Source organism: Pseudomonas viridiflava, from assembly GCF_900184295.1.
GTDB lineage: Bacteria > Pseudomonadota > Gammaproteobacteria > Pseudomonadales > Pseudomonadaceae > Aquipseudomonas > Aquipseudomonas viridiflava.
The window spans coordinates 3,177,929-3,201,974 of record NZ_LT855380.1; the positions used below are offsets into that span (position 1 = coordinate 3,177,929).

The window sequence follows — 24,046 nt, forward strand, 5'->3', positions numbered from 1 at the left end:
CAATTATTCAGTCTTTAAATAAATTGTTCTTAAAATCAGTTAGTTATGGATTGGCACAGTGATTGCTACTGCCCTGATACCGGCCGCCCTTACTGTCGGTACACCCAACAACAATAAAAAGGAAACGTCATGAGTACATCGCAAACGATCCGTCTGGGTCTCATCGGAGCCGGACGCATGGGTAGCTTTCACGGCCTGACCGCCGCACGGCATATTCCCGGAGCAAGTCTGACTGCCATCGCTGACCCCTCTCACGCCCACGCGACACGCCTGGCAGCAGAGCTGGGCGTGCAAAAAGTCTACTCAGACCCACAGCAACTGCTGGATGACCCGGACATCGACGGCGTTCTGATCGCCGCGCCTGCCCGCAGCCATGCCGAGCTGGTGATAAAAGCCGCCCGCGCCGGGAAAAGTGTCTTCTGTGAAAAACCGATGGCAATCACGCTGGAAGAGGCCGACCGCGCTATCGCTGCGGCTGCCGATGCGCGAGTAACCTTGCAGGTCGGCTTCAACCGGCGCTTCGCTAAAAGCTTTCGTACTGCCCATCTGGACGTTGTTGCAGGCAGAATCGGGACGCCACAGTTGCTGCGATCGCTGACTCGCGATCCGGCCCTGAATAATCCGGCCGCATCGCCCCAGTGGGTGATCTTCCTCGAAACCCTGATTCATGACTTCGACACCCTGCGCTATCTCAATCCAGGCGCTGAAGCAGTCGAGGTGTTTGTCATGGCAGACGCCCTGATCGCCCCGGAATTCAAGGCCAACGGATTTCTCGATACCGCCGTGGTTACCGTCCGCTTCGATAACGGCGCGATTGCGGTTGCCGAGGCGAATTTCCAGGCGGTCTATGGCTACGATGTCCGGGGAGAAGTCTTTGGCAGCGCTGGCATGCTGAGCATGGGCAGTGTCAATGAGTCCGACCTGCTTCGCTATCTGGCGACCGGCGTCCAGGCTGACACCCAGAGAATGGACACCGACCTGCTGCGTGACGCCTATGTCGCCGAACTCAACCATTTCGTCGGTTGCATGCGCAGTGGGGAAAAACCTATGGCAAGCGGCGAAGATGCACGGGCAGCCCTGGCCATTGCCCGCGCCTGCATCGAATCCTTTCAGCAAGGCAAGGCGGTACGCGTGCAAGGAGCCGCCTCATGAGCGTCACGCCCTTTAAACTGGCCGTCAGCGCTGAAATGGTATTCCTCGACCTGCCCTTCACCGAACGCGTCGAGCGCATCCATGCGCTGGGCTTCAGCGTCGAGATCTGGAACTGGACGACCAAGAACATCGCGGCCCTTGTGGCCACGGGCGCAGATTTTACCTCCATGACCGGCTACATCTCCGGCAACCTGACCGATCAGGACGACATCGGTCGGTTGCTTGACTCCGCAGGCGAATCATTGAGGGTCGCCGAGCAGTTGAACTGCCCGAGCCTTAACCTGCATGGCACAGGCCTGGACGCTGACGGCCTGCCGGTCAAGCCGGTCGCGCGCACCACAGGGCGCATGTGGCTGAGCGCCTGCAAGACGCTGGAAAAGATCGCACGGCTGGGCGAGGACGCGGGCCGGGTGTTTCTGCTGGAAAACCTGAACACCGAGGTGGATCACCCCGGCACACCCTTCGCCCGCGCCGAGGACACACTGGCACTCATCGAAGCGGTAGACAGCCCATACCTGAAAATGAATCTGGACCTGTATCACGCGCAAATCGGCGAAGGAAACCTGATCGAGCTGATCCAGCGCGCCGGCAAGGCCATCGGCGAAATTCAGGTCGCGGATGTACCCGGCCGGATGGAACCCGGTACTGGCGAGATTCACTACCCGGCGATTGCCAGAGCATTGTCCGGCATCGGTTACAGCGGCGTGATCGGCCTCGAGGGCTGGGCCAGCGACGACAGCGAACGTGCACTTGAGCGTTTCCGTCACGCGTTCACGCTTGACTGAGCACGCCGCACTGAGCGCCAACGCTTGTCAGTGAAGGTCGACCCATAACAACAAAAGGAAAACCGTCATGCGCATTTACACACTGCTGCTCGCTACGCTGCTGACCCTGTTCAGCCAATGGGCCGCCGCCAGTTACCGCATCGGGGTCAGTATCGCCAGAGTTGACGATAACTTCATGACCTATGTGCGTAACGGTCTGGATGACGCCGCCACGCAGGAGAACGTCCAGATCCAGTTCGAGGACGCACAGGGCGATGTGGTTCGCCAGCTCAATCAGGTTCAGGGATTTCTCAATCAAAAAGTCGATGCAGTCATCGTCCTGCCCGTCGACACTTCCGCCACGGCGAGCATGACCCGCGCCGCAGTGGCGGCAAAAATACCGTTGGTGTACGTCAATCGTCACCCGGACGAACGCAAGCTGCCCACAGGAGTGGTCACGGTCGCGTCCAACGATATCGAGGCAGGGCAACTGCAGATGCGTTATCTGGCTGAAAAGCTGGGAGGCAAAGGCACCCTCGCAATCATCATGGGCGACCTGGCGCAAAACGCCACGCATGACCGTACCGAAGGCGTCAAACAGATCCTCAAGGACTACCCAAACATCAAAGTGGTTGAACAGCAAAGTGCCGAGTGGCAACGCAGCAAGGGAATGGACCTGACCAGCAACTGGCTGCTCGCAGGCAGCCGTTTCGACGCGATCATCGCCAATAACGACGAGATGGCAATCGGCGCAGCCATGGCCCTGCAGCAGGCAGGCAAGGCAAAGGGCGAGGTTGCGATTGTCGGTATCGACGGCCTGCCTGACGGTCTGGCAGCGATCAAACGCGGGATGCTGGTTGCGTCGGTCTTTCAGGACCCCAAGGCCCAGGCCGCCAGTGCGATGCAGTCGGCGATCAAGATGATCAAGGGTGAGCCAGTCACAGCTGACGTGTGGGTGCCCTTTCAATTGATCACGCCAGAAAATCTGGCGACGTTCGAGCAGCGCTATAAGTAGCCCGCTCGACTTCTGCTCATGACACCTGGCGGTTTACCCCAGAAACGAAAAAAGGACCTGAGGTCCTTTTTTCGTTGCCCAATGTTAATCATTGTTAACTGAAAAACAGCTTCACAAAATACGATCACAGGAGGAATATCCGTCCGGCACGCATACAACCTGACAATAAAAACCAGACAGGATACCTTTCATGCAGCGCTCCGCCTTGCGCCCCGCCACCGGGCTGATATTTCTGTTTTGTCTCGCCTCCAGCCTTCATGCCGCCCCGCTCCCGGCTGCGAAAGAAGGCGACTGGGTCGCCCCCGAGTTCACCTTTCACACGGGTGAAAAACTCGCCAACCTGAAACTGCACTACATCACCCTCGGCGACCCAAAGAACCCCGCCATCCTTTTCCTGCACGGCACCTACCGGCCCGGCAGCGACATCCTGGCCAAGGATTTTGGTGGCGAGTTATTCGGTGAAGGCCAGCCGCTGAGCGCGAGCAAGTACTACATCATTTCCACCGATGGCATTGGCATGGGGCAATCCACCAAACCCTCGGATGGCCTGCGCGCCAGCTTCCCGGAATATAACTACGCCGATATGGTTCAGGCGCAGTATCGACTGGTGACCGAGGGACTTGGCGTCAAGCACCTGCGCCTGATCATTGGTAATTCCATGGGCGGCATGCAAACCTGGATGTGGGGCCAGACCTGGCCGCAGATGATGGATGCACTCGTGCCGATGGCCTCGCAACCCACGCCAATGTCATCGCGCAACTGGATGATGCGTCGGCTGCTCGTGGAGTCGATCAAGCAGGATCCGGCCTGGAACAACGGCAACTACACCACACAACCGCCGTCCCTGCGCCTGGCCAACGCGATGTTCAGCATCGGCACCAGCGGTGGCAATCTGGCCTATCAGGCTGCGGCCCCTTCCCGGGCGCTGGCTGACAAGTACGTGGATGACCGGCTCAACTCACCACAGACGTCTGACGCCAACGACTTCATCTATCAATGGCAGTCCTCCGCCGATTACGACGCGTCGAAGGGGCTGAATAAAATCCAGGCGCCAGTGCTGGCGATAAACGCGGCAGACGACGAACGCAACCCACCGGAAACAGGGCTGCTGGAAGGCTCGCTACGAGAGATCAGGAACGCGAGGCTGCTGCTCATTCCTGCCAGCGCCGAAACCCGAGGTCATGGGACGACAAGCAACGCGAAGTTCTACAGCAAGGAACTGGAGCAGTTCATGCGGGAGACCGAAAAGCCGAAACTGGCAACTCATTAGGTATTCGACTGCGCAGGGATGCCCACCCTGCGCTGCCGGCTGTTTTTCACGTCAGGCCTAGCTCGCTTTGCTTGATATCAGCAATCGGGCCGAGAAGCGACGGATCGAAGTCGTTGAGAGCACGACGTTCCGAAATCCGTTGCGCAAGGTCAGGGTTGGCCAGAGCAGCCTTGCCCACAGCAACCATGTCTGCGCCACTCTGAAGGACCTGCTCTGCCTTCTCCCTATCGTGAAGACCGCCATTGGCGATCAACACGACGTCAGGCGCATAACGCCGGGCAAGCGCAAGCAAGCTGACGTCATTGTCGGGAAAAGCAGGCTGCCAGGCTTCGTACTCAGTCACGTGAATGAAATCGACACCTGAGTCGGACAAACTGCCGAAAACGGTCTCTGCCCCCTTCTCTCCCTCAACCCACTTGTGCTGAAAGTCGTTGACCTTGCCTTGCGATATACGCACTCCGACTGGCGAACGGCCAACGACCTTTTTCACTTCGGCGACCACTTCAAGGGTAAGCCTGAGGCGTTGACGAATATCGCCTCCCCAACCATCTGAACGCTGGTTTGAATAGTCCGTCAGAAACTGGTCAAGCAAATATCCGTTGGCTGCATGGATCTCGACCCCGTCAAAACCCGCTGTCTCGACGGCCAGCTTCGCTGCCTTGGCGAAACCCTCGATGGCGTCGGCAATATCCTCATCACTCATGACCCGAGGGACGCGGTACTTACCGTCACCGCGATAGAACGCCATTTGCTCACCCTTGGGGCGGATGCCCGACGGTCCTGCAGTGCCATCGGTGAACCGGTTTGCCTGGCTGAGCGCGCCTGCGTGCATGATCTGAGCGATCACCGCACTCTCATGTCGATGAACTGCGTCCACCACAGGGCGCCAGGCCAACGCCTGCTGCTGGTCAGTGAGGCCCGGCTGAAAGCGGTAACCCTGAGAAAACCTGCGATCCGTGTAGATACCTTCCGTGATCACCAATGCGAAGCCGCCCTTGGCGAATCGTTCGTAATACTTTGCCATGTCATGCGTGGCATTTCCGGCCTCGGTCGCGCTGACGCGCGTCATGGGCGCAAGCGCAAGGCGGTTCCTGAGCTGCAGATGGCCCATATCAAAAGGCGTTAAAATAGCCGGGCGTGTCGTATCCAATCGTCATATCCTCCAGATGGGTTATCTGAACGAACAGCTCAGACATCTAAAGACAATAGGCACTCAAAGACCTCAATAAAAGCCCGTCACACGATAAGGCGGCTTAACGGATACAGATATAAATATGCAGCTTCCGGAAATAGAAGTGTTCGCCAACATAGCCACCAGCGGCAGCCTGTCCGAAGCAGCCAGGCGGCTCGGGTTGTCTGCAATGATGGTCTCTCGGCGCCTGGCGTCTCTTGAAAGCGATCTGGGCGTACGGCTGGTGCACCGCACAACCCGCTCCGTATCTCTCACGCCGGAGGGGGAGCTTTTCCTGCCCCATGCCAGAACCATGCTGGAAACGAGCGAGACAGCGCGAGCCACACTGAAAAGCAGCGTGGCCAGCGTGAGCGGAACATTGCGAGTCACGGCCCCAACCGTATTCGGTCAGACCGTCATCATGCCCCTGCTCCCCGCACTGCTCTCCAGCAATCCCCAACTCGGAATCGACCTCACGCTGTCTGACAGCATCATAGACATCGCCGGGCTGGGCATTGATGTGGCCATTCGCATCGCCGCATTGCGCGACTCGAACCTGGTGGCGAGAAATCTGGCTGACAACCCCCGTGTCGTCTGTGCGAGCCCTGATTACCTCGCACGGTCCGGCACACCGCAAAACCTCAATGAGCTCAAACAGCATCAATGCATCGTGTTGCACGCAATGCCTTGCTGGCTGTTTTCCAAACGAGGTGAGCCTTTGGCTTTACGGATTCACGGTGCCTTTTCTGCCAACAGTGTCGAGGCAGTTCGCACGGCAAGCAAACAAGGTCTGGGGCTGGCGATGCTGACGTATTGGGACGTTCGAAGCGAGCTCGCTGAAGGTTCTCTCGTGCTGGTGAAGCTGAACGATGCGACACCTGAGCTACTGTCTATCACTGCCGTGCTGCCAACCCGTCAGCAGGTCCCTCAAAGGGTACGCGTGTTCATCGAGTGTCTGGAAGCAGCGCTCAATAAAGAACAAAACCTTCATGAACCCTGACCACAGTTACCGCAGCGGCGCGCTACAAAGCCTTCTGGACAAGGCATGGCGCACTTCGTAAAGCTATCGGCAGCACGTCGATGCTGAAGGCTTATAGGGCGAAATAGAGTGGTATGAGCGTTGGTCGGCATTTGATGAACTGACACCGAGAGCTCAGCATCGAGCCGATTGACCGTAACGGATGAGCGAGGACATTTTGAAGAAAAACAAGAACGAAAAAAGGACCATAAGGTCCTTTTTTCTTTTGCTGAAGTGATGGTGAAACCTCTTCAGCACCATGTTTGGAGCGGGAAACGAGACTCGAACTCGCGACCCCGACCTTGGCAAGGTCGTGCTCTACCAACTGAGCTATTCCCGCATTGTCGTGTTGACGGGCGCCATTCTAGCGCTTCAAAAACTCCCGTCAAGCCCTTGATTCAAAAACTTATTTTTTTTCTGCCGTGGTTTTCAGATGCGGCCAGGCGGCCCTCAGGTATTGCACCATCGACCACAATGTCAGCCCTGCAGCCACCAGCAGCAACGCGTAGCCCAGAATGACCCAGAACGTGATGGCTGGCGGATTGCCGAGCAGGATGACCAGCGCCAGCATCTGGGCAGCGGTTTTCCATTTGCCCATGTTTGAGACTGCGACCTGGGCTCTGGCGCCGATTTCTGCCATCCACTCGCGCAGGGCGGAAATGACGATTTCGCGTCCGATGATCACCGCCGCCGGCAGCGTCAGCCACAGGTTTGCGTGAGCCTGAACCAGTAGCACCAGTGCCACGGCTACCATGAGCTTGTCGGCGACCGGATCGAGAAACGCACCGAATGGCGTGCTCTGCTCCAGACGACGTGCCAGATACCCATCCAGCCAGTCGGTTGCCGCCGCAAAGGCAAACACCGCGCTGGCAGCCATATAGCTCCAGTGATAAGGCATGTAGAACAACAGAATGAAGATCGGAATCAGTAAAACGCGTAATACGGTAATCAGATTAGGGATATTCATCGGCACAACTGGCTACGAGGTGAGCGAGCATTCTACTCGCTGTGCAGGTTTGCATAAATCGACTCTGCCAGCTTTTTACTGATTCCCGGTGCTTTTGCTATTTCATCGATGCTTGCACGAGACAATTCCTGAAGACCGCCGAAGTGTTTGAGCAGGTCACGACGTCGTGTCGGCCCTACTCCGGCCACGCCTTCAAGCGTCGAGGTACGGCGAGTCTTGCCCCGACGGGCGCGGTGCCCGGTGATTGCAAAACGGTGCGCCTCGTCGCGAATCTGCTGGATCAGGTGCAGCGCTGGCGAGTCACCCGGCAAGGTGAACTCATGGGCGGCATCGTTCAGATACAGGGTTTCGAAACCGGCCTTGCGCGTGGTGCCCTTGGCAACCCCGAGCAGGATGAGGTCTGGTATGGCCAGTTCATTGAGCACGTCGCGGGCCATCGCCATCTGTCCTTTACCACCGTCGACCAACAGAACGTCAGGCAGCTTGCCCTCTCCGTCCTTGATGCGGCTGTAGCGTCGGGTCAGCGCTTGGTGCATGGCGGCGTAGTCATCGCCCGCCGTCACGCCTTCGATGTTGAAACGGCGATAGTCCGCCTTGATCGGGCCTTCCGGGCCGAATACAACGCAGGAAGCAACGGTCGCCTCGCCACTGGAGTGACTGATGTCATAGCACTCGAGACGCACCGGCGGCTCGTCCAGCTTGAGCACCTTGGCCAACGCTTCGAAGCGCGACGCTACATGCTGGCGATTGGCAAGACGCGCCGACAGGGCCTGCTCGGCATTGGTCACCGCCAGTTGCTGCCAGCGTGCTCGGGTGCCACGCACCCGGTGGCTGATGGTCATCTCGCGACCGCGAGATTCTTCAATTGCGTCGATCAGGGCCGGAAAATCTTCGTTGACGACGTTGACGATGACTTCGCTGGGCAGCTCACGGTCAACGCCACCCAGGAAATACTGGGCCAGGAAGGCCGACATGACTTCGCCAACCTCCTCCTCGATACCCACCTGAGGAAAGAAATTCTTGCTGCCCAGCACGCGACCGCCGCGCACCGAGATCAGATGCACGCAGGCACCGCCCGGATTGACGAACGCAGCGACCACATCGACGTCGCCGGTACCGCCTTCCATGCTCTGCTGATCCTGCACACGGCGCAACAAGGCGACTTGATCACGCAGCTCGGCCGCGCGCTCGAAATCCAGCGCCATGGCGGCCTTTTCCATTGCTGCGTTCAACTCGTCGCTCAAGGCATTGCTGCGCCCTTCCAGAAACATCACCGAGTGACGCACATCTTCCGCGTACACCTCAGGCTCGACCAGATCGACGCAAGGCCCTTTGCAGCGCTTGATCTGGTACTGCAGACAGGGTCGGTTACGGTTCTTGAAGTAACTGTCTTCGCACTGACGCACCAGAAAGGTCTTTTGCAGCAGGCTAAGACTTTCCCTAATGGCACCCGCGCTCGGATAAGGGCCAAAATACCGGCCTTTGGCTTTCTTTGCGCCACGATGGATGCTCAGGCGCGGAAACTTGCCGTCGGACAGGAACACATACGGATAAGACTTATCGTCGCGCAGCAGAATGTTGTAAGGAGGTCGCCATTCCTTGATCAGTGTCTGTTCGAGCAACAGCGCTTCGGTTTCGTTACCGGTGATGGTGGTTTCAATCTGCGCGATGCGCGCCACCAGAGCGCCAGTCTTGGGCGCGTGCCCGGTTTTGCGGAAATAACTGGCGAGGCGCTTCTTCAGGTTCTTGGCTTTGCCCACATACAGAAGTTTGGCTTCGGCATCGAACATGCGATAGACGCCGGGACGACCACTGCAGGTCGCGAGAAAGGCACTTGGATCAAAGGTCTGGGTCATGTTCAGGCGCTGGCGTCCACCATGCCGTGACGTACCGCCAGCAACGCCAATTCGACATCACTGCTGATGGATAGCTTTTCAAAGATTCGGTAGCGGTAAGTATTCACGGTTTTCGGCGACAGGCACAGCTTGTCCGAGATGGTCTGGACCTTCTGGCAACCGACAATCATCAATGCAATCTGGATTTCGCGCTCGGACAGCAGGTCAAACGGTGAATTGTTGACCTGCGGCTGAAATGACTTGAGCGCCAGTTGTTGAGCAATCTGCGGACTGATATAGCGCTGACCGGCGAAGACCAGACGAATGGCCTGGACCATTTCCGCAAGGCCTGCGCCCTTGGTCATGTAACCCGCCGCGCCGGCCTGAAGCAGCCGCGTCGGAAAAGGGTCTTCCTCGCAGACCGTCACGCTTGATGTCGGGATGGCTGCGCAACAGCTTGCGCGTGGCTTCAAGACCTCCGATTCCCGGCATCTTGACGTCCATCAGCACGACGTCGGGCTTGAGCTCCCGCGCCTTTTTCAAGGACTCCTCACCGGAATCGGCCTGACCTACCACCTGCAGGCCATCTATATCGGCGAGCATCCGTGTGATGCCTGTCCGAACAAGATCATGGTCATCGACAACTAGCACCCTAATCAAGCAGACACCTCGCGCAACGGACATAACGAATGCTATTCACCATAACAAAAACGGCGAGGCAGACCTAGGGGATGTTGCCGTTTTCGCTCGAACCGCCCACAGGCAGGCTCCGGCACGGGAGAACGCCGACGATTAACGGTATCGGGCGTGAACGCTCTGCCTGGGCCGAACCGGTTCAGGCACGGCGAACAGGAACGACAGACACGGCAGCGTAAGACGAACCTGCAGAAAGCGAGCGGCACTCAACTGTCGGTCTGCTTGTCTGAGGTGATATACGAAGCCGACAGCTCCGCCATGGTCGTGGTCAGCCGTCTGATGGCGTCCTGATCTTCCTTGTCGAGCACACGATAGCTGCCCAGCACCTTTTCTTCGGCAACACTGAGGTTGTCGACCGGAATCGGCGTAGGCGTCCCTGTGAGCACGTAGAGTACATCGACACCCTTGGCTGCTACCGCTGCCAGGTAATCGGCCTTGGGGGCACGATCGCCACTTTCATACTTCCCTTGAGCGTTCGCTTCCACACCACCGATTTCACCGAAGGCACGCTGAGACAGCCCCAGACGTTCTCTTTCTTTTCTTAGTCGGTACCCAATTCCACTCATTTGAATGCATAACCCTGTTGACCCCATCCTTACGAATGGTAGAATCCAGCTAAAATTAAACTGATTTGAACGGTTTTGAACTATGCCCGGAATACTTACTGCTGCACAAGCCAAGGCCTGGCTCGAACAACAGGGTAAATCTGTTCAAGAATTCGCTCGAGAGAACAGCATTGATCCTGCGACGACCTACCAAGTGCTGGCAGGACGCAAGAAGGGAAAACGCGGCGAGGCCCATAAAGTGGCGGTGTTGCTAGGGATGAAGATTGGCAGCATACCTTCCGAGGGTGAAAAATCAGAAACTGTGGCGGATTGAAGGGAATTGCTCCGAAGAGTGTAAGACAGGAATCTTTACAGCCCAGTTGCACGGACGGACTGAAGAAATAGCGTTTTCTGACAGTTTCTGTCCACAGCCCATTTTGTCCGCTGCCTTGCGAGGACTGATCCATAATCCACCCGATTGAATTTTCCAATTGAATGAGCGCCCCGGCCTGAAGTAAGCTCCTGCTCAATCAACGGAGACACACCATGCTGCAATCCATTCCATCACAGTGCTTCATTCATGCCAGCGCCCGTCGCTCGGCAGACGCTGTGACCGTGCGGATTGCTCCAGCGGTGGCAGATCTTCAGCTCAACGCTTATTACGGGTATTGGTTTAGCCACTGGCGCGCCTGATACCCATCCGGCGCCCACTTCAAGGGGACGCCAACCAGAGAATTCTCTACCCCCGGTCGGCTCCCCGACCGGGGGTTTTGTTTTTTTGGCCCCTCAAAAAACACCACACTGATCGAATCGAGGAACACGACATGAACTACGCCACTTATTACCGCAACGACATCGACTTCGCCTGGCGATTTAGCAACCTCCGTTCGGGACAGCCTGCCGCCTCCGATCGGTCACTGCCAGGTGGCAACTGCACACGCATGGCCGAACCGGCCCTTCGTCGAACACCCCAGTAGGGCTTTGAGCGGGAACGCCACCCGCCAGCCCAGGAAGCCAGAACATGAATTCGTCCGTTGCCGTAAAACCGTCCGACCTGTCCAGCCACTCGATCACGCTGCCCCACAGCACATCTACCTCGACGCGTCTGCCCAGTGCCCTTGAGCTCAAAAGCAGCCTGCCGCTGAATACCGCCCTGACCGAACAGGTCGCCGCTCATCGTCGTGCCGTCAGCGCCATCCTTGAAGGCCAGGACTCGCGCCTGCTGGTCATCGTCGGCCCCTGCTCCCTCCACGACCCGCAGTCCGCACTCGAATACGCAGAACGCCTGGCCGGTCTCGCCTCTGAAGTGAGCGACCAGATGCTGCTGGTCATGCGTGCGTACGTCGAAAAGCCCCGCACGACTGTCGGCTGGAAAGGCCTGGCCTACGATCCCCGCCTCGACGGCAGCGACGACATGGCAGGGGGCCTGAGGCTGTCTCGGGAACTGATGCGCGAGATGCTGCACATGGGCCTGCCCGTCGCGACCGAGATCCTGCAGCCCATGGCGGCCGGCTACTTCGACGACCTGCTCAGCTGGGTCGCCATCGGCGCCCGCACGACCGAATCGCAGATCCACCGCGAAATGGCCAGCGGCCTGCCCATGGCAGTCGGCTTCAAGAACGGTACGGACGGTGGCGTTGCAGTGGCCAGTGACGCGATCCGCTCGGCGGCTCATCCCCATCGCCACTTCGGTATGGACAGCCATGGCTATCCGGCAATCATCGAGACGCGGGGCAACGCAGACACGCATATCGTGCTGCGCGGAGGACACAGCGGACCGAACCACGACAGCGAAAGCATTGCCAAGGTGCAGGCCAGTCTGGCGAAGAATAGGGTTGCGGCGCGCATCATGGTCGATTGCAGCCATGCCAATAGTGGCAAGGACCCGTTACGCCAGCCGCAGGTGTTCGACGATGTGCTCCAGCAGCGCCTGCAAGGCAATACCTCACTGATCGGCATGATGGTCGAAAGCCACCTGTTCGACGGCTGCCAGCCGTTGAGCAAAACCCTTGAATACGGTGTTTCAGTGACCGACGGCTGCCTGGGCTGGACGGGAACCGAGCAGTTGCTGCGCCGGGCGGTTGATCGGTTGCGCTACAGATAACAGCGTTGCGAAGGAACTTTGTCAGGAAATACCGAACTGATTCCGGTAGGCTGTTTCTTTTTTTTCACAGGAGAATTTTCCCCATGGCTAAAGCCACTGCCCGCCACATCCTTGTTTCGAGCGAAGAGAAGTGCAACGAACTCAAGGCACAGATCGAAGGCGGCGCTGATTTCGCTGAAATCGCCAAAGCCAACTCCACTTGCCCATCCAGCCGCCAGGGCGGTGAACTGGGTTCGTTCGGTCCAGGCCAGATGGTCAAGGAATTCGACACCGTCGTGTTCAGCGCTCCGGTCAACACCGTTCAGGGTCCGGTCAAAACTCAGTTCGGCTACCACCTGCTGGAAGTGACCAGCCGTCAGGACTGATCCTGTCGCACGGTTACACAGCGGTTACCAAACGGCTCATCTTCAGATGGGCCGTTTTTGCAGGTGGCTTGGCGAATCAGGGATTTATCTGTAGAAGATACCGCTGTCTGCAATGCGACGCCGGGCGCTTCTACGGTCAATCGGGATTCGAGTAATGCGTTTTGTTTTTTCTTCACTGATCGCCGCAACGCTGGCCCTGGCCTCATCCTCGCTGTTCGCCGCACCGCAACACGCCCTGACCGTTTATGGTGAGGCGCCCCGCTACCCCGCCAACTTCCAGCATTTCGATTACGTGAACCCCGACGCCCCGAAAGGCGGCAGCATGCGCCGTTCGGCGATCGAAATTGGCCAGTTCGATCACCTGATGCCCTTTACCGACAAAGGCATGGGCGTTTCGCAGATCAACGGCATGCTGTATTCGCCGCTGGCGGTGCGCTCGATGGACGAGCCCTATACCGTTTACGGGCTGGTGGCCGAGAGGATGGAACGTAGCGCTGACGGCCTGTCCCTCACCTTCTACCTGAACCCCAAGGCACGCTTTGCCGACGGCACAGCGATCACTGCCAGTGATGTGAAGTACACCTACGAGCTGCTGATGACCCAGGGCAGCATGCAGTTCCGCACCCAGTTCGAAGCGGTCAAAGGCCTGGAAGTCGAATCACCGACGCAGATACGCTTCGACTTCAAACACAGCGACAGTCGTACCCTGCCCTTGGATCTCGCCTCGTTGCCCGTGTTTCCCGAGCACTGGTGGAAGACCCGCGACTTTGCCAGCGGCGCAGGCTTCGAAGTGCCGCCGGGCAGCGGCCCCTACAAGATCGCGCATGTCGATCCGGGTCGCACCATCACGTTCGAACGTGACCCTACATGGTGGGGCAAGGATCTGCCGGTCAGCCGCGGTCTCTATAACTTCGACACGTTCAGCATCGAGTACTTCGGCGACATCGACGTTGCGCGTCAGGTGCTCAAGGGCGGCGCCTACGACTACAACCGGGAGTTCTCGGCCACCGGCTATTCGATTCGCTACGACAGCCCGCAACTGAGTGACGGAAGACTGCAAAAAGCGCATCTGGCCAAGGGCGCCGTGCAAAGCTCTCAGGGCTTCGTGTTCAACCTGAACCGACCGATGTTTCAGGACCGAAGGGTACGACAGGCGCTGTCGCTGCTCTGGGATTTCGAGTGGACCAACCGGCAGATGATGCGCAGCATGTACATCCGCCAGGACAGCTACTTTTCCAATTCCGAGCTGGCCGCCACGGAACTGCCAACACCAGCCGAACTGAAGATTCTTGAACCGTTGCGCGGCCAGGTGCCGGAACAGGTGTTCGATACGGTCTACAAGACGCCCAAAACCGATGGCACGGGCTTTATCCGTGACAAGCAACTGCAAGCGCTGGAACTCATGAAGGAAGCCGGCTGGACACCCAAAGGGGACGAACTGGTGAACGCTCAAGGAGAGCCTTTCCGTTTCACTTTTCTCAACGCCCAGAACGGTCTGGAACGCATGTTGCTGCCCTACAAGCGCAATCTGGCGCAGATCGGCATCCATTTCGACATTCGCCGAATCGATGCAGCGCAGTACCTGAACCGAGTCATGGCCCGTGACTACGACATGATCGTCACCGGCTATCCGGTTTCCACCTCGCCGGGCTCGGAGCTGTACAACAGCTTCGGCTCCAGGGTGGCGATGGATCCCGGCTCCAGCAATTACATGGCGCTGCAGGACCCGGCCGTGGACACGCTGATTGCCGGGCTGCTCAAGGCCGATAACAAGCAGACGATGACTGACTATGCGCACTGCCTGGACCGCGTGCTGCAGTGGAATTATTACTGGATTCCCAACTATTACCCGCCCGGTTCCTCGACCGTGTGGTGGAACCGCTTCGGGATTCCGAAAATCCAGGCCAGCAACAACGAAGCCATCGAAACCTGGTGGGAAGTCAGCCCGACACCGCTGACCAACGAACAATTCGCGGCCAGACGCGGTGCTTCAGCCCTTGTTTCGGAGATGAAGTAGATGCTCGGCTACATTCTGCGGCGGCTGCTGCTGATCATCCCGACCCTGCTGTGCATTCTGCTGGTCAACTTTTTCATTGTGCAGGCGGCGCCCGGCGGCCCGGTCGAACAGGCCATCGCTCGACTGCAGGGCATCGGCGGCGTTACCGCAGGTGCCAGCGCCTCGGAGTCGGCAGGTGCCGGGCAATCCAGAGCCTCCCGTGGGCTGGACCCCAAGCTGATCAAGGAAATCGAGCATCAGTATGGTTTTGACAAGCCACTGCATGAACGGCTGTGGCTGATGCTCAAGAACTACGCGAAACTGGACTTCGGCAACAGCTTCTTTCGCGGGGCGACGGTCACTGACCTGATTCTGCAGAAGATGCCGGTCTCCATCTCTCTGGGGCTCTGGGCGACGCTGCTGACCTATCTGGTGTCGATCCCGCTGGGCATTCGCAAGGCCGTCAAACATGGCAGCCATTTCGATATCTGGAGCAGTACCGCGATCATCATCGGCTACGCAACGCCAGCCTTTCTGTTCGCCATGCTGCTGATCGTGGTGTTCTGCGGCGGCACCTCGATGAGCTGGTTTCCGGTGCGAGGGCTGGTGTCGGACAACTTCGATCAACTGTCGACAGTGGGCAAGATCGCCGACTATTTCTGGCATCTGGTGCTGCCGGTGTCGGCACTGGTCATCGGTGGTTTCGCCTCCCTGACCTTGCTGACCAAACACTCGTTTCTCAATGAGATCACCCGTCAATACGTGATTACCGCCAGAGCCAAGGGCATGAGCGAACGGCGCGTGCTGTACGGCCATGTGTTTCGCAACGCCATGCTGCTGGTGGTGTCGGGTATTCCCCAGGCGTTTATCAGTGTGTTCTTTGCAGGATCGCTGCTGATCGAGGTGATTTTCTCGCTGGACGGCCTGGGGCGCATGAGTTACGAAGCCGCCGTTTCGCGGGACTATCCCGTAGTGTTCGGCTCGCTGTTTATCTTCACGTTGTTCGGGCTGCTGATCAAACTGGTGGGGGACGTCTGTTACACGCTGGTCGATCCCAGAATCGACTTCAACGCGAGGACGGCATGATGCGCAGTCTTTCTCCGCTCGCCCGTCGCCGTCTGGAGCGTTTTCGGGGCAATCGCCGAGGCTGGTGGTCGCTCTGGCTGTTCTGTGCCCTCTTCGCCCTGACGCTGGGTGGCGAACTGATCGCCAACGACAAGCCGCTGATGGTCAGCTACCAGCACTCGTTGTATTTCCCGGTGTTCAAGCGTTACACCGAGCAGCAGTTCGGGGGCGAACTGCCTTTTCAGCCGGATTACCGCAGTGACTATGTGCGCCAGTTGATCGACAAGGGCGATGGCTGGATGCTGTTCCCGCCCATTCCGTTCAGCGACGACACGCCCAACTACGAGCTGACGATTCCTGCGCCCAGCCCGCCGTCCGCGACCAACTGGCTGGGCACTGACGATCAGGCCCGCGATGTGCTGGCCAGGGTCATCTTCGGTGCCCGCGTGTCGATTCTTTTCGCGCTGGCTCTGACCTTCATCAGCGCCTTGATCGGCATCACCGGGGGTGCGCTTCAGGGTTATTACGGTGGTTGGGTGGATCTGCTTGGCCAGCGTCTGCTGGAAGTCTGGTCGGGCCTGCCGGTGCTGTACCTGCTGATCATTCTCTCAGGCTTTGTCGAGCCGGACTTCTGGTGGCTGCTGGGCATCATGGCGTTGTTTTCCTGGCTGACCCTGGTGGACGTGGTGCGCGCCGAGTTTCTGCGCGGCCGAAATCTGGAATACGTCAAAGCCGCACGCGCCCTCGGGCTGAGCGACCGGACAGTGATCCTGCGCCATATCCTGCCGAACGCCATGAACGCCACGCTCAGTTACCTGCCATTCATTCTCACGGGCGCTATCTCCACCCTGACCGCGCTGGACTTCCTTGGCTTCGGCATGCCGGCGGGCAGTGCGTCATTGGGCGAGCTGATCGCTCAGGGCAAACAGAACCTGCAGGCACCCTGGCTGGGCCTCACGGCGTTTTTCGCCCTTGCCCTGATCCTCACGCTGCTGGTGTTCATTGGCGAGGCGCTGCGCGATGCCTTCGACCCGAGGTCCTGACATGCAAGAAAACCTGATCGAAATCCGCGACCTGAGTGTCGCCTTCAGCGGGCAGACAGTGGTCAGCAACCTGAGTCTGGATGTCCGGCCGGGGGAATGCCTGGCGCTGGTCGGCGAGTCCGGCTCGGGCAAGTCGGTCACTGCACACTCGATTCTGCAACTGCTGCCCAAAAACGGCACCGTCACGACGGGCAGCATTACCTATCGCGGCCAGCAACTGGTCGGCGCTAGCGATCAAACCTTGCGGGAACTGCGTGGCAACCGTATCGCCATGATCTTTCAAGAGCCCATGACGTCGCTGAACCCGCTGCACACTGTGTCCAAACAGATCGGTGAAACCCTGTTGCTACACCGCGGCATGGCCGGACGGGAGACCCAGAAGCGGATCATTGAATTACTGGAACTGGTGGGCATCCAGCAGCCGCACAAGCGACTGAAGGCCTACCCCCATGAACTGTCAGGCGGCCAGCGCCAGAGGGTGATGATTGCGATGGCGCTGGCCTGCGAGCCGGAATTGTTGATTGCCGACGAGCCGACCACTGCGCTGGATGTGACCGTACAACGCAAGATCCTGCTGCTGCTCAAGGAATTGCAGCAACGCCTGGGCATGTCGTTGCTGCTGATCAGCCATGACCTGAACCTGGTACACAGCGTCGCGCAGCGGGTCTGTGTGATGCGCGCGGGCGAAATCGTCGAACAGGCCGATTGCCAGTCACTGTTCAAGGCACCTCAACACCCCTACAGCCGTTTGCTGCTGGATGCCGAGCCTGCAGGCGAGCCATTGCCGCGTGATGCGCGGGAGAACGTGCTCGAAGTCGACAACCTGAAGGTCTGGTTCTCGTTGACGGGCGGCATTCTGAGGCGGCACAAGGAATACCTGAAAGCAGTCGATGACATCAGTCTGAGCATTGAGCGCGGCAAGACGCTGGGCATCGTCGGTGAATCGGGGTCCGGAAAGTCGACGCTGGGCCAAGCCATCCTGCGACTGCTGGACTCGCGTGGCAGCATCCGCTTTCGTGGCAACGCGCTGGACGGCCTGAACCAGAAACAGATGCGGCCCTGGCGCAAAGAGATGCAGGTGGTGTTTCAGGATCCTTATGGCAGCCTCAGCCCGCGCATGTCCGTGGCGCAGATCATCGCCGAAGGTCTGGAGGTGCATGGCGGCCTGGATGCGGCTCAGTGTGATGTCGAGGTGATACGCGCACTGGAAGAAGTCGGCATCGACCCGCAGAGCCGTCATCGCTATCCACACGAGTTTTCCGGTGGTCAGCGACAACGCATCGCCATCGCCCGGGCGCTGGTGCTCAAACCGGCGCTGATCCTGCTCGACGAACCCACCTCGGCGCTGGATCGCACCGTGCAGAAGCAGGTCGTTGCCCTGCTGCGCGAGTTGCAGGAGAAGCATGGGCTAACCTACCTGTTCATCAGCCACGATCTGGCGGTGGTCAAGGCCTTGGCCCATGATGTAATCGTGGTCAAGGACGGCAAGGTGGTCGAGCGAGGCCCCAGCCACGCGGTATTCGAGTCGCCGCAGCAGCCGTACACCCAGGAGTTGCTGGCGGCCGCGCATCCGGGCTTCATTTGATTGCGTAAAAACGGACAGTCTGTGCGGCCAGGCGCCCGCTTTTGACGGAACACTCCCATGAACGACAACAATCTCAACGACTATAAAAGCATCCGGCGCCTGGCGATCCGTTCGCTGTTCGAGATCATCGAGCAATCCAGTGAAGGGACGGTCATCGTCGACAAGGACGCACGCATCGTCTGGATCAACGAGCGGTATGCGCGGCGTTTCGGGCTGCAGGATCCGATGCTGGCCATCGGACAGCCGTGCGAGAACGTGATTCCGGGCAGTTTGCTGCGTCAGGTGGCGAGCAACGGCCAGCCCATCCTGCTTGACATGATGGACACGGCCAAGGACCCGCTGGTGGTCATGCGCCTGCCCATCCACGATGACGCGGGCGGACTGATCGGCGCCATCGGCTTTGCGCTGTTCGATCAGTTGCAGACGTTGTCTCCCCTGCTCACCCGCTACCTGAGCATGCAACAGGAACTGGCCACCACACGCTCCCTGCTCAAGGCGCGGCAGGCCAAGTACAGCTTCGCGCACTTCATTGGTACCAGCGAGGCGTCGCTTGAGGTCAAGCGTCGCGCCAGACGCGGCGCCAACACTCAGTCAACCGTGTTGCTGCTGGGTGAAACCGGCACTGGCAAGGAGCTGCTGGCCCATGCCATTCACAACGCCTCGCCCCGGGCGGGCAAGCCGTTTGTCAGTATCAACAGCGCCGCGATCCCGGAAACCCTGTTGGAAGCAGAATTCTTCGGCACCGCACCCGGCGCTTTCACCGGTGCCGAACGCAAGGGACGCCCCGGAAAGCTGAAAATCGCTCAAGGGGGCACGCTGTTTCTCGACGAGATCGGCGACATGCCACTGGCCCTGCAAAGCAAGCTGCTGCGCGTGCTGCAGGAAAAGGAATACGAGCCGGTGGGCTCCAACGAAGTCTTTCAAAGCGATGTGCGCTTGATCGCGGCAACATCTACTGACCTTGAAGCCGCCATCCAGCGCGGCGAGTTTCGCGCCGACCTTTATTACCGGCTCAACGTGCTACCTATCAAAGTGCCGCCCTTGCGCGAGCGTCTCGAGGACCTGCCCGCACTCAGCGAGGCGATTCTGGAAGAACTGCGCAGTCATCATGAGCTGGAAAGTGAAGCGCTGGGGGTGCTTGCCCGACACGCCTGGCCTGGCAATATCCGTGAGCTTCGCAACGTACTGGAGCGTGCCGCGCTGCTGAGTGACGAGTCGTTGCTGACCGCTGCAGATATTCAGGCAGCCATCGGTACGCTGATGCCGTTGAAGGCAACCGCCGCAAGCGTCAGAAGCCTCGTGCAAAAGGAGACGTTCAGCGAGGCGCGGCAGCGCTTCGACCGCCACCTGATCGAAACCACCTTGCATCAGTGCGCAGGCAGCGTCGTGCTGGCAGCCAGCCAACTGGGCCTGGGGCGCTCCACTCTCTACAAGAAAATGACGACCTTGGGCATTGCCGAGTCTCCATAAAGAGACAGCAGTCTCTTTAGGGAGATAGCGCTAAATCTCCCGTAATCAGGCGTTTTATGATCGCTTGATCGCCGCGCTGCAGACCTGAGCACTGTTATCTGTCTCTATTTATAGACAAAACCTCGGTCTGCATTCTGGCCAGACTGAAAATACTCATATATTTCAACATCTTGCTCACATGGCACGAAACCCGCTATGTCGACTGCAGCTGTTCCGGTTTCATCAAAAACAATAACAACAGGAGACACCTGATGAGCGTTCTCATCGCCCTCGCAGCCCTTGCGCTGTTGATGCTTGCCGCCTACCGCGGCTACAGCGTCATTCTTTTCGCACCCATCGCGGCTCTGGGTGCCGTGCTGCTGACCGATCCCTCGGCGGTGGCCCCGGCCTTCACCGGGGTGTTCATGGACAAGATGGTCGGCTTCATCAAGCTGTATTTTCCGGTATTCCTCTTGGGCGCAGTGTTCGGCAAGCTGATCGAGCTGTCCGGGTTTTCACGCTCCATTGTGGCAGCCGCCATCGGCGTGCTGGGCATGCGTCAGGCCATGCTGGTGATCGTGCTGGTCTGCGCACTGCTGACCTACGGCGGCGTGTCACTGTTCGTCGTGGTTTTCGCGGTCTATCCGTTCGCTTCGGAGATGTTCAGGCAGAGCAACATCCCCAAGCGCCTGATCCCGGCCACCATCGCTCTGGGCGCGTTCTCGTTCACCATGGACGCCCTGCCCGGCACGCCACAGATCCAGAACATCATTCCGACCACCTTCTTCAACACCACCGCATGGGCCGCACCGTGGCTCGGACTCATCGGCTCCATTTTCGTCTTCAGCGCAGGCATGCTTTATCTGCAACGCCAGCGCAACAAGGCACAACGTGCCGGTGAAGGTTACGGCACCGAACTGCGCAACGAACCGGAGACTGCCCCTGACCTCAAGCTGCCCAATCCCTGGCTGGCGCTGTCGCCACTGGTCGCCGTGGGCGTCATGAACCTGCTGTTCACTTGGTGGATTCCGCAGTGGTACGGCAAGACCCACACGCTCGCGCTGCCAGGCATGGCGGCACCGGTGCAGACCGAAGTGGCCAAGGTCACGGCCATCTGGGCGGTCGAAGCGGCGCTGCTGGTCGGTATTCTGATGGTGCTGATCTTCGGCTTCCGGGCCATTAAAAGCAGGCTCGCTGAAGGCACCAAAAGCGCGGTGAGCGGCGCGTTGCTGGCGGCCATGAACACGGCCTCCGAGTACGGCTTCGGCGCAGTCATTGCCTCGCTTCCAGGATTTCTGGTGCTGGCCAATGGTCTCAAAAGCATCCCCAATCCGCTGGTCAATGAAGCGATCACCGTCACGCTGCTGGCTGGCATCACCGGCTCCGCGTCGGGCGGCATGAGCATCGCCCTGGCCGCCATGTCGCAGAACTTCATCGCCGCCGCCAACGCCGCGAACATCCCGCTGGAAGTGCTGCACCGGGTGGCCGCCATGGCCAGCGGCGGCATGGACACGCTGCCGCACAACGGCGCAGTGATCACCCTGCTGGCGGTGACCGGGCTGACCCACCGAGAAGCCTACAAGGACATTTTCGGCATCACATTGATCAAGACGCTGGCGGTATTCGTCGTTATTGCAACGTTCTACGCCACCGGCATCGTGTAAGGAATCGATTATGAATCTGCAAGGCAAAACCGCACTGGTGACCGGCTCCACCAGCGGCATTGGTCTGGGTATCGCGGTCGAACTGGCCAAGGCTGGCGCCGACGTGATCCTCAACGGCTTTGGTGACACATCCGAAGTGATCAATCAGGTCGAACAGGCTGGCGGCAAGGTCGGCCATCATCCAGCCGACGTGAGCGATCCGGCGCAGATCGCGGACATGATCGCCTATGCCGAGCGTGAGTTCGGCGGCGTCGATATTCTGGTCAATAACGCCGGTATTCAGCACGTCAGCAGCGTGGAAGAGTTTCCGGTCGAGCGTTGGGATTCGATCCTCGCCATCAACCTGTCCTCGGTCTTCCACACCACGCGCCTCAGCCTGCCGGGCATGAGCAGGAAAGGCTGGGGGCGGATCATCAACATTGCCTCGGTGCACGGGCTGGTCGGTTCGACCGGCAAGGCGGCGTACGTGGCGGCCAAACACGGGGTGATCGGCCTGACCAAGGTCGTCGCGCTGGAAACCGCCTCCACCCAGATCACCTGCAACGCCATCTGCCCCGGCTGGGTGCTGACCCCGCTGGTACAGCAGCAGATCGACAAGCGAGGCGGAACCGAACAGGCGCGTTACGACCTGTTGGCGGAAAAGCAGCCATCACTGGATTTCGTCACGCCGCAGCAACTGGGTGAGCTGGCGCTCTTCCTGTGCAGCGATGCGGCAGTTCAGGTGCGTGGCGCAGCCTGGAACGTGGACGGCGGCTGGCTGGCTCAGTAGCGACGTTGCCGCTCAGCTCTGGGACGGGGGCTCGTCGTCGACCAGCCCCCACTCGACCATGCTCGGCTTGGCCGAACCGGTCGGCGCAGCAGGCGCTGTCGTGAGGGTGTTCACTCCGTTTTCGCCGTGCAACTTGAGGCGCAGGCGCACGTTGTTCTGCGAATCCGCATGCTTCAGCGCTTCCTCTTCGCTGATCGCGCCCTCCACCGCAAGGTTGAACAGCGCAGTATCGAAGGTCTGCATGCCCAGGCTGCCGGACTTCTCCATGATCCCTTTGAGCTCGTTCAACTGGTTACGCTGGATCAGATCACGAATGGTCGGCGTGCCCATCATCACCTCAACCGCAGCACGGCGCTTGCCATCCGGGGTTTTGACCAGACGCTGGGACACGAACGCCTTGAGGTTATTACCCAGGTCATGCAACAGCTGCGGACGGCGCTCTTCCGGGAAGAAGTTGATGATCCGGTCCAGCGCCTGGTTGGCATTGTTGGCGTGCAGGGTCGAGATCGCCAGGTGCCCGGTGTCGGCGAATGCCAGCGCGTGCTCCATGGTTTCACGGTCGCGGATCTCGCCGATCAGAATCACATCCGGCGCCTGACGCAGGGTATTTTTCAGCGCGGCCCTGAAACTGCGGGTATCAACGCCCACTTCCCGCTGATTGACGATGGACTTCTTGTGCCGGTGAATGAATTCGACCGGGTCTTCAATGGTGATGATATGGCCGCTGGCGTTGCGGTTGCGGTAGTCGATCAGCGCCGCCAATGAGGTGGACTTACCCGAACCGGTGGCACCGACGAACAGCACCAGGCCGTGCTTTTCCATGATCACGTCGAGCAGGACCGGCGGCAGATACAGGTCTTCGAAGCGCGGAATGTCCAGCTTGATGTTACGCGCCACGATCGACACTTCGTTGCGCTGCATGAAGATGTTGATCCGGAAACGCCCGATGCCCGCCAGTGAAACGGCGAGATTCATTTCCAGCTCGCGCAGGAACTCCAGCTTCTGCTCTTCATCCATCAGGCCCTGGGCGATCTTCGCCACTTCGCCCGGCTTGAGGGTTTCGGTGCCCAGCGGTTTGAGCACGCCATTGAACTTGGCGCAGGGCGGCGCTCCGGTGGAAAGATAAAGGTCCGATCCGTCCTGACTGGCCAGAATCTTCAACAACGCCGGGAAATCCATAATCACTACCGTACGAAATCAGGGTGGAAAAACGTTTGCCTGTCGCCTGAGCGCCAGATGCCGCAAGGACAGGCATAATGGCAGGCTTTTACAGTTGCTGGATATCGAGACATGAAAGCACAGGCCCGCCATATCCTGGTGAAAACTGCCGAAGAGGCCGAACAGCTCAAGCAGCGTATCGCCAAGGGCGAGGCGTTTGATGTACTGGCCAAGAAGCATTCTAGCTGCCCGTCCGGCAAACGCGGCGGCGATCTGGGCGAAGTCCGGCCAGGACAGATGGTCGGCGCCATCGATCAGGTGATTTTCAAAAAGCCGCTGCGCACCGTGCACGGCCCCATCAAGAGCAAGTTCGGCTACCACCTGGTGCAGGTTTTTTACCGGGATTGACGAAAAC

22 protein-coding genes, 1 tRNA gene and 1 pseudogene are annotated in these 24,046 nt (G+C 59.1%); 17 read left to right on the top strand and 7 right to left on the bottom strand.

Annotated features, from left to right (window positions below; genetic code table 11):
• The first annotated feature begins 129 nt into the window (after positions 1 to 129).
• From CFBP1590_RS14340 to CFBP1590_RS14355, 4 genes are all read left to right on the top strand, one after another.
• Positions 130 to 1,152 carry a Gfo/Idh/MocA family oxidoreductase gene (locus CFBP1590_RS14340; protein WP_058432742.1) on the top strand — a complete coding sequence of 341 codons (1,023 nt, stop codon included), beginning with the start codon at positions 130 to 132 and terminating at the stop codon, positions 1,150 to 1,152.
• Positions 1,149 to 1,937: a TIM barrel protein gene (locus CFBP1590_RS14345; RefSeq protein WP_029242192.1), complete on the top strand. Its 789-nt coding sequence runs from the start codon at positions 1,149 to 1,151 to the stop codon at positions 1,935 to 1,937. Before CFBP1590_RS14340 ends, CFBP1590_RS14345 begins: the two co-directional genes overlap by 4 nt.
• 67 nt (positions 1,938 to 2,004) lie before the next feature.
• Entirely contained in the window at positions 2,005 to 2,931 is a 927-nt protein-coding gene (locus tag CFBP1590_RS14350) for a sugar ABC transporter substrate-binding protein (protein WP_029242193.1), read from the top strand.
• A gap of 190 nt (positions 2,932 to 3,121) precedes the next feature.
• A complete protein-coding gene (locus CFBP1590_RS14355) occupies positions 3,122 to 4,201 on the top strand; it encodes an alpha/beta fold hydrolase (protein ID WP_029242194.1) in 1,080 nt (359 codons plus the stop codon).
• 46 nt (positions 4,202 to 4,247) lie between these two features.
• On the opposite strand, the gene CFBP1590_RS14360 is transcribed toward CFBP1590_RS14355, so the two are convergent.
• A complete protein-coding gene (locus CFBP1590_RS14360; protein ID WP_029242195.1) occupies positions 4,248 to 5,351 on the bottom strand; it encodes an oxidoreductase in 1,104 nt (367 codons plus the stop codon).
• 124 nt (positions 5,352 to 5,475) lie between these two features.
• Between CFBP1590_RS14360 and CFBP1590_RS14365 the strand changes: the two genes are divergently transcribed.
• Positions 5,476 to 6,372 (top strand): LysR family transcriptional regulator, encoded by an 897-nt coding sequence (locus tag CFBP1590_RS14365; protein WP_029242196.1) that lies wholly within the window; start codon positions 5,476 to 5,478, stop codon positions 6,370 to 6,372.
• A 282-nt stretch (positions 6,373 to 6,654) separates the two neighbouring features.
• Here CFBP1590_RS14365 and CFBP1590_RS14370 read toward each other — a convergent pair.
• The 5 genes and pseudogenes from CFBP1590_RS14370 to CFBP1590_RS14390 all read right to left on the bottom strand — a co-directional run bounded on the left by CFBP1590_RS14370 (position 6,655) and on the right by CFBP1590_RS14390 (position 10,454).
• A tRNA-Gly gene (locus CFBP1590_RS14370) sits at positions 6,655 to 6,730 on the bottom strand.
• Between the two features lie 66 nt (positions 6,731 to 6,796).
• On the bottom strand, positions 6,797 to 7,357 hold the full coding sequence (gene pgsA, locus CFBP1590_RS14375) for a CDP-diacylglycerol--glycerol-3-phosphate 3-phosphatidyltransferase (RefSeq protein WP_004879535.1): 561 nt from the start codon (positions 7,355 to 7,357) through the stop codon (positions 6,797 to 6,799).
• 32 nt (positions 7,358 to 7,389) lie between these two features.
• Positions 7,390 to 9,213 (bottom strand): excinuclease ABC subunit UvrC, encoded by a 1,824-nt coding sequence (uvrC, locus tag CFBP1590_RS14380; RefSeq protein ID WP_029242197.1) that lies wholly within the window; start codon positions 9,211 to 9,213, stop codon positions 7,390 to 7,392.
• 2 nt (positions 9,214 to 9,215) lie between these two features.
• Positions 9,216 to 9,852: pseudogene (gene gacA / locus CFBP1590_RS14385) on the bottom strand (response regulator transcription factor GacA).
• 242 nt (positions 9,853 to 10,094) lie between these two features.
• Complete coding sequence (locus tag CFBP1590_RS14390; RefSeq protein WP_029242199.1) at positions 10,095 to 10,454, bottom strand: helix-turn-helix domain-containing protein; 360 nt, start codon at positions 10,452 to 10,454, stop codon at positions 10,095 to 10,097.
• An 82-nt stretch (positions 10,455 to 10,536) separates the two neighbouring features.
• Here CFBP1590_RS14390 and CFBP1590_RS14395 point away from each other — a divergent pair, with 82 nt between their 5' ends.
• The 11 genes from CFBP1590_RS14395 (at position 10,537) to CFBP1590_RS14440 (ending at position 22,473) form a co-directional block, all read left to right on the top strand.
• Entirely contained in the window at positions 10,537 to 10,767 is a 231-nt protein-coding gene (locus CFBP1590_RS14395; protein WP_029242200.1) for a BcepMu_gp16 family phage-derived protein, read from the top strand.
• A 212-nt stretch (positions 10,768 to 10,979) separates the two neighbouring features.
• Positions 10,980 to 11,126, top strand: a complete 147-nt coding sequence (locus CFBP1590_RS27880; RefSeq protein WP_163003905.1) for a hypothetical protein — start codon at positions 10,980 to 10,982, stop codon at positions 11,124 to 11,126.
• A 328-nt stretch (positions 11,127 to 11,454) separates the two neighbouring features.
• Entirely contained in the window at positions 11,455 to 12,537 is a 1,083-nt protein-coding gene (locus CFBP1590_RS14400) for a 3-deoxy-7-phosphoheptulonate synthase (RefSeq protein WP_088235322.1), read from the top strand.
• Between the two features lie 83 nt (positions 12,538 to 12,620).
• Positions 12,621 to 12,902: a peptidylprolyl isomerase gene (locus CFBP1590_RS14405; RefSeq protein WP_058432735.1), complete on the top strand. Its 282-nt coding sequence runs from the start codon at positions 12,621 to 12,623 to the stop codon at positions 12,900 to 12,902.
• A 154-nt stretch (positions 12,903 to 13,056) separates the two neighbouring features.
• Positions 13,057 to 14,919, top strand: coding sequence for an extracellular solute-binding protein (locus CFBP1590_RS14410; RefSeq protein WP_088235323.1), 1,863 nt, complete (start codon positions 13,057 to 13,059; stop codon positions 14,917 to 14,919).
• Positions 14,920 to 15,984, top strand: coding sequence for a microcin C ABC transporter permease YejB (locus tag CFBP1590_RS14415; RefSeq protein ID WP_029242203.1), 1,065 nt, complete (start codon positions 14,920 to 14,922; stop codon positions 15,982 to 15,984).
• A complete protein-coding gene (locus CFBP1590_RS14420; RefSeq protein WP_167383093.1) occupies positions 15,984 to 17,006 on the top strand; it encodes an ABC transporter permease in 1,023 nt (340 codons plus the stop codon). The genes CFBP1590_RS14415 and CFBP1590_RS14420 overlap by 1 nt, the downstream gene beginning before the upstream one ends.
• Before the next feature lies 1 nt (position 17,007).
• The gene (locus CFBP1590_RS14425) at positions 17,008 to 18,591 is read left to right on the top strand and encodes an ABC transporter ATP-binding protein (protein ID WP_088235325.1); all 1,584 of its coding nucleotides are present in this window, start codon (positions 17,008 to 17,010) and stop codon (positions 18,589 to 18,591) included.
• 57 nt (positions 18,592 to 18,648) lie between these two features.
• Entirely contained in the window at positions 18,649 to 20,061 is a 1,413-nt protein-coding gene (locus tag CFBP1590_RS14430; RefSeq protein WP_088235326.1) for a sigma-54 interaction domain-containing protein, read from the top strand.
• Positions 20,062 to 20,312: 251 nt separating this feature from the next.
• On the top strand, positions 20,313 to 21,704 hold the full coding sequence (locus tag CFBP1590_RS14435; protein WP_058432729.1) for a GntP family permease: 1,392 nt from the start codon (positions 20,313 to 20,315) through the stop codon (positions 21,702 to 21,704).
• Positions 21,705 to 21,714: 10 nt separating this feature from the next.
• Complete coding sequence (locus CFBP1590_RS14440; protein WP_088235327.1) at positions 21,715 to 22,473, top strand: 3-hydroxybutyrate dehydrogenase; 759 nt, start codon at positions 21,715 to 21,717, stop codon at positions 22,471 to 22,473.
• 12 nt (positions 22,474 to 22,485) lie between these two features.
• Here CFBP1590_RS14440 and CFBP1590_RS14445 read toward each other — a convergent pair whose 3' ends face one another.
• A complete protein-coding gene (locus tag CFBP1590_RS14445; RefSeq protein ID WP_088235328.1) occupies positions 22,486 to 23,652 on the bottom strand; it encodes a PilT/PilU family type 4a pilus ATPase in 1,167 nt (388 codons plus the stop codon).
• A gap of 111 nt (positions 23,653 to 23,763) precedes the next feature.
• Between CFBP1590_RS14445 and CFBP1590_RS14450 the strand changes: the two genes are divergently transcribed.
• Positions 23,764 to 24,039 (top strand): peptidylprolyl isomerase, encoded by a 276-nt coding sequence (locus CFBP1590_RS14450; protein WP_004879573.1) that lies wholly within the window; start codon positions 23,764 to 23,766, stop codon positions 24,037 to 24,039.
• Positions 24,040 to 24,046 lie beyond the last annotated feature (7 nt).

Bases quoted from the DNA above. Each gene is read 5' to 3' on its own strand.
- CFBP1590_RS14450 (WP_004879573.1), top strand. From the start codon at position 23,764: ATGAAAGCACAGGCCCGCCATATCCTGGTGAAAACTGCCGAAGAGGCC.
- CFBP1590_RS14430 (WP_088235326.1), top strand. From the start codon at position 18,649: ATGAACGACAACAATCTCAACGACTATAAAAGCATCCGGCGCCTGGCG.
- CFBP1590_RS27880 (WP_163003905.1), top strand. From the start codon at position 10,980: ATGCTGCAATCCATTCCATCACAGTGCTTCATTCATGCCAGCGCCCGT.
- CFBP1590_RS14345 (WP_029242192.1), top strand. From the start codon at position 1,149: ATGAGCGTCACGCCCTTTAAACTGGCCGTCAGCGCTGAAATGGTATTC.
- CFBP1590_RS14420 (WP_167383093.1), top strand. From the start codon at position 15,984: ATGCGCAGTCTTTCTCCGCTCGCCCGTCGCCGTCTGGAGCGTTTTCGG.
- pgsA (WP_004879535.1), bottom strand. From the start codon at position 7,357: ATGAATATCCCTAATCTGATTACCGTATTACGCGTTTTACTGATTCCG.
- CFBP1590_RS14425 (WP_088235325.1), top strand. From the start codon at position 17,008: ATGCAAGAAAACCTGATCGAAATCCGCGACCTGAGTGTCGCCTTCAGC.
- CFBP1590_RS14445 (WP_088235328.1), bottom strand. From the start codon at position 23,652: ATGGATTTCCCGGCGTTGTTGAAGATTCTGGCCAGTCAGGACGGATCG.
- CFBP1590_RS14410 (WP_088235323.1), top strand. From the start codon at position 13,057: ATGCGTTTTGTTTTTTCTTCACTGATCGCCGCAACGCTGGCCCTGGCC.
- CFBP1590_RS14365 (WP_029242196.1), top strand. From the start codon at position 5,476: ATGCAGCTTCCGGAAATAGAAGTGTTCGCCAACATAGCCACCAGCGGC.
- CFBP1590_RS14355 (WP_029242194.1), top strand. From the start codon at position 3,122: ATGCAGCGCTCCGCCTTGCGCCCCGCCACCGGGCTGATATTTCTGTTT.
- CFBP1590_RS14405 (WP_058432735.1), top strand. From the start codon at position 12,621: ATGGCTAAAGCCACTGCCCGCCACATCCTTGTTTCGAGCGAAGAGAAG.
- CFBP1590_RS14415 (WP_029242203.1), top strand. From the start codon at position 14,920: ATGCTCGGCTACATTCTGCGGCGGCTGCTGCTGATCATCCCGACCCTG.
- uvrC (WP_029242197.1), bottom strand. From the start codon at position 9,213: ATGACCCAGACCTTTGATCCAAGTGCCTTTCTCGCGACCTGCAGTGGT.
- CFBP1590_RS14350 (WP_029242193.1), top strand. From the start codon at position 2,005: ATGCGCATTTACACACTGCTGCTCGCTACGCTGCTGACCCTGTTCAGC.
- CFBP1590_RS14395 (WP_029242200.1), top strand. From the start codon at position 10,537: ATGCCCGGAATACTTACTGCTGCACAAGCCAAGGCCTGGCTCGAACAA.
- CFBP1590_RS14390 (WP_029242199.1), bottom strand. From the start codon at position 10,454: ATGAGTGGAATTGGGTACCGACTAAGAAAAGAAAGAGAACGTCTGGGG.
- CFBP1590_RS14435 (WP_058432729.1), top strand. From the start codon at position 20,313: ATGAGCGTTCTCATCGCCCTCGCAGCCCTTGCGCTGTTGATGCTTGCC.
- CFBP1590_RS14340 (WP_058432742.1), top strand. From the start codon at position 130: ATGAGTACATCGCAAACGATCCGTCTGGGTCTCATCGGAGCCGGACGC.
- CFBP1590_RS14400 (WP_088235322.1), top strand. From the start codon at position 11,455: ATGAATTCGTCCGTTGCCGTAAAACCGTCCGACCTGTCCAGCCACTCG.
- CFBP1590_RS14440 (WP_088235327.1), top strand. From the start codon at position 21,715: ATGAATCTGCAAGGCAAAACCGCACTGGTGACCGGCTCCACCAGCGGC.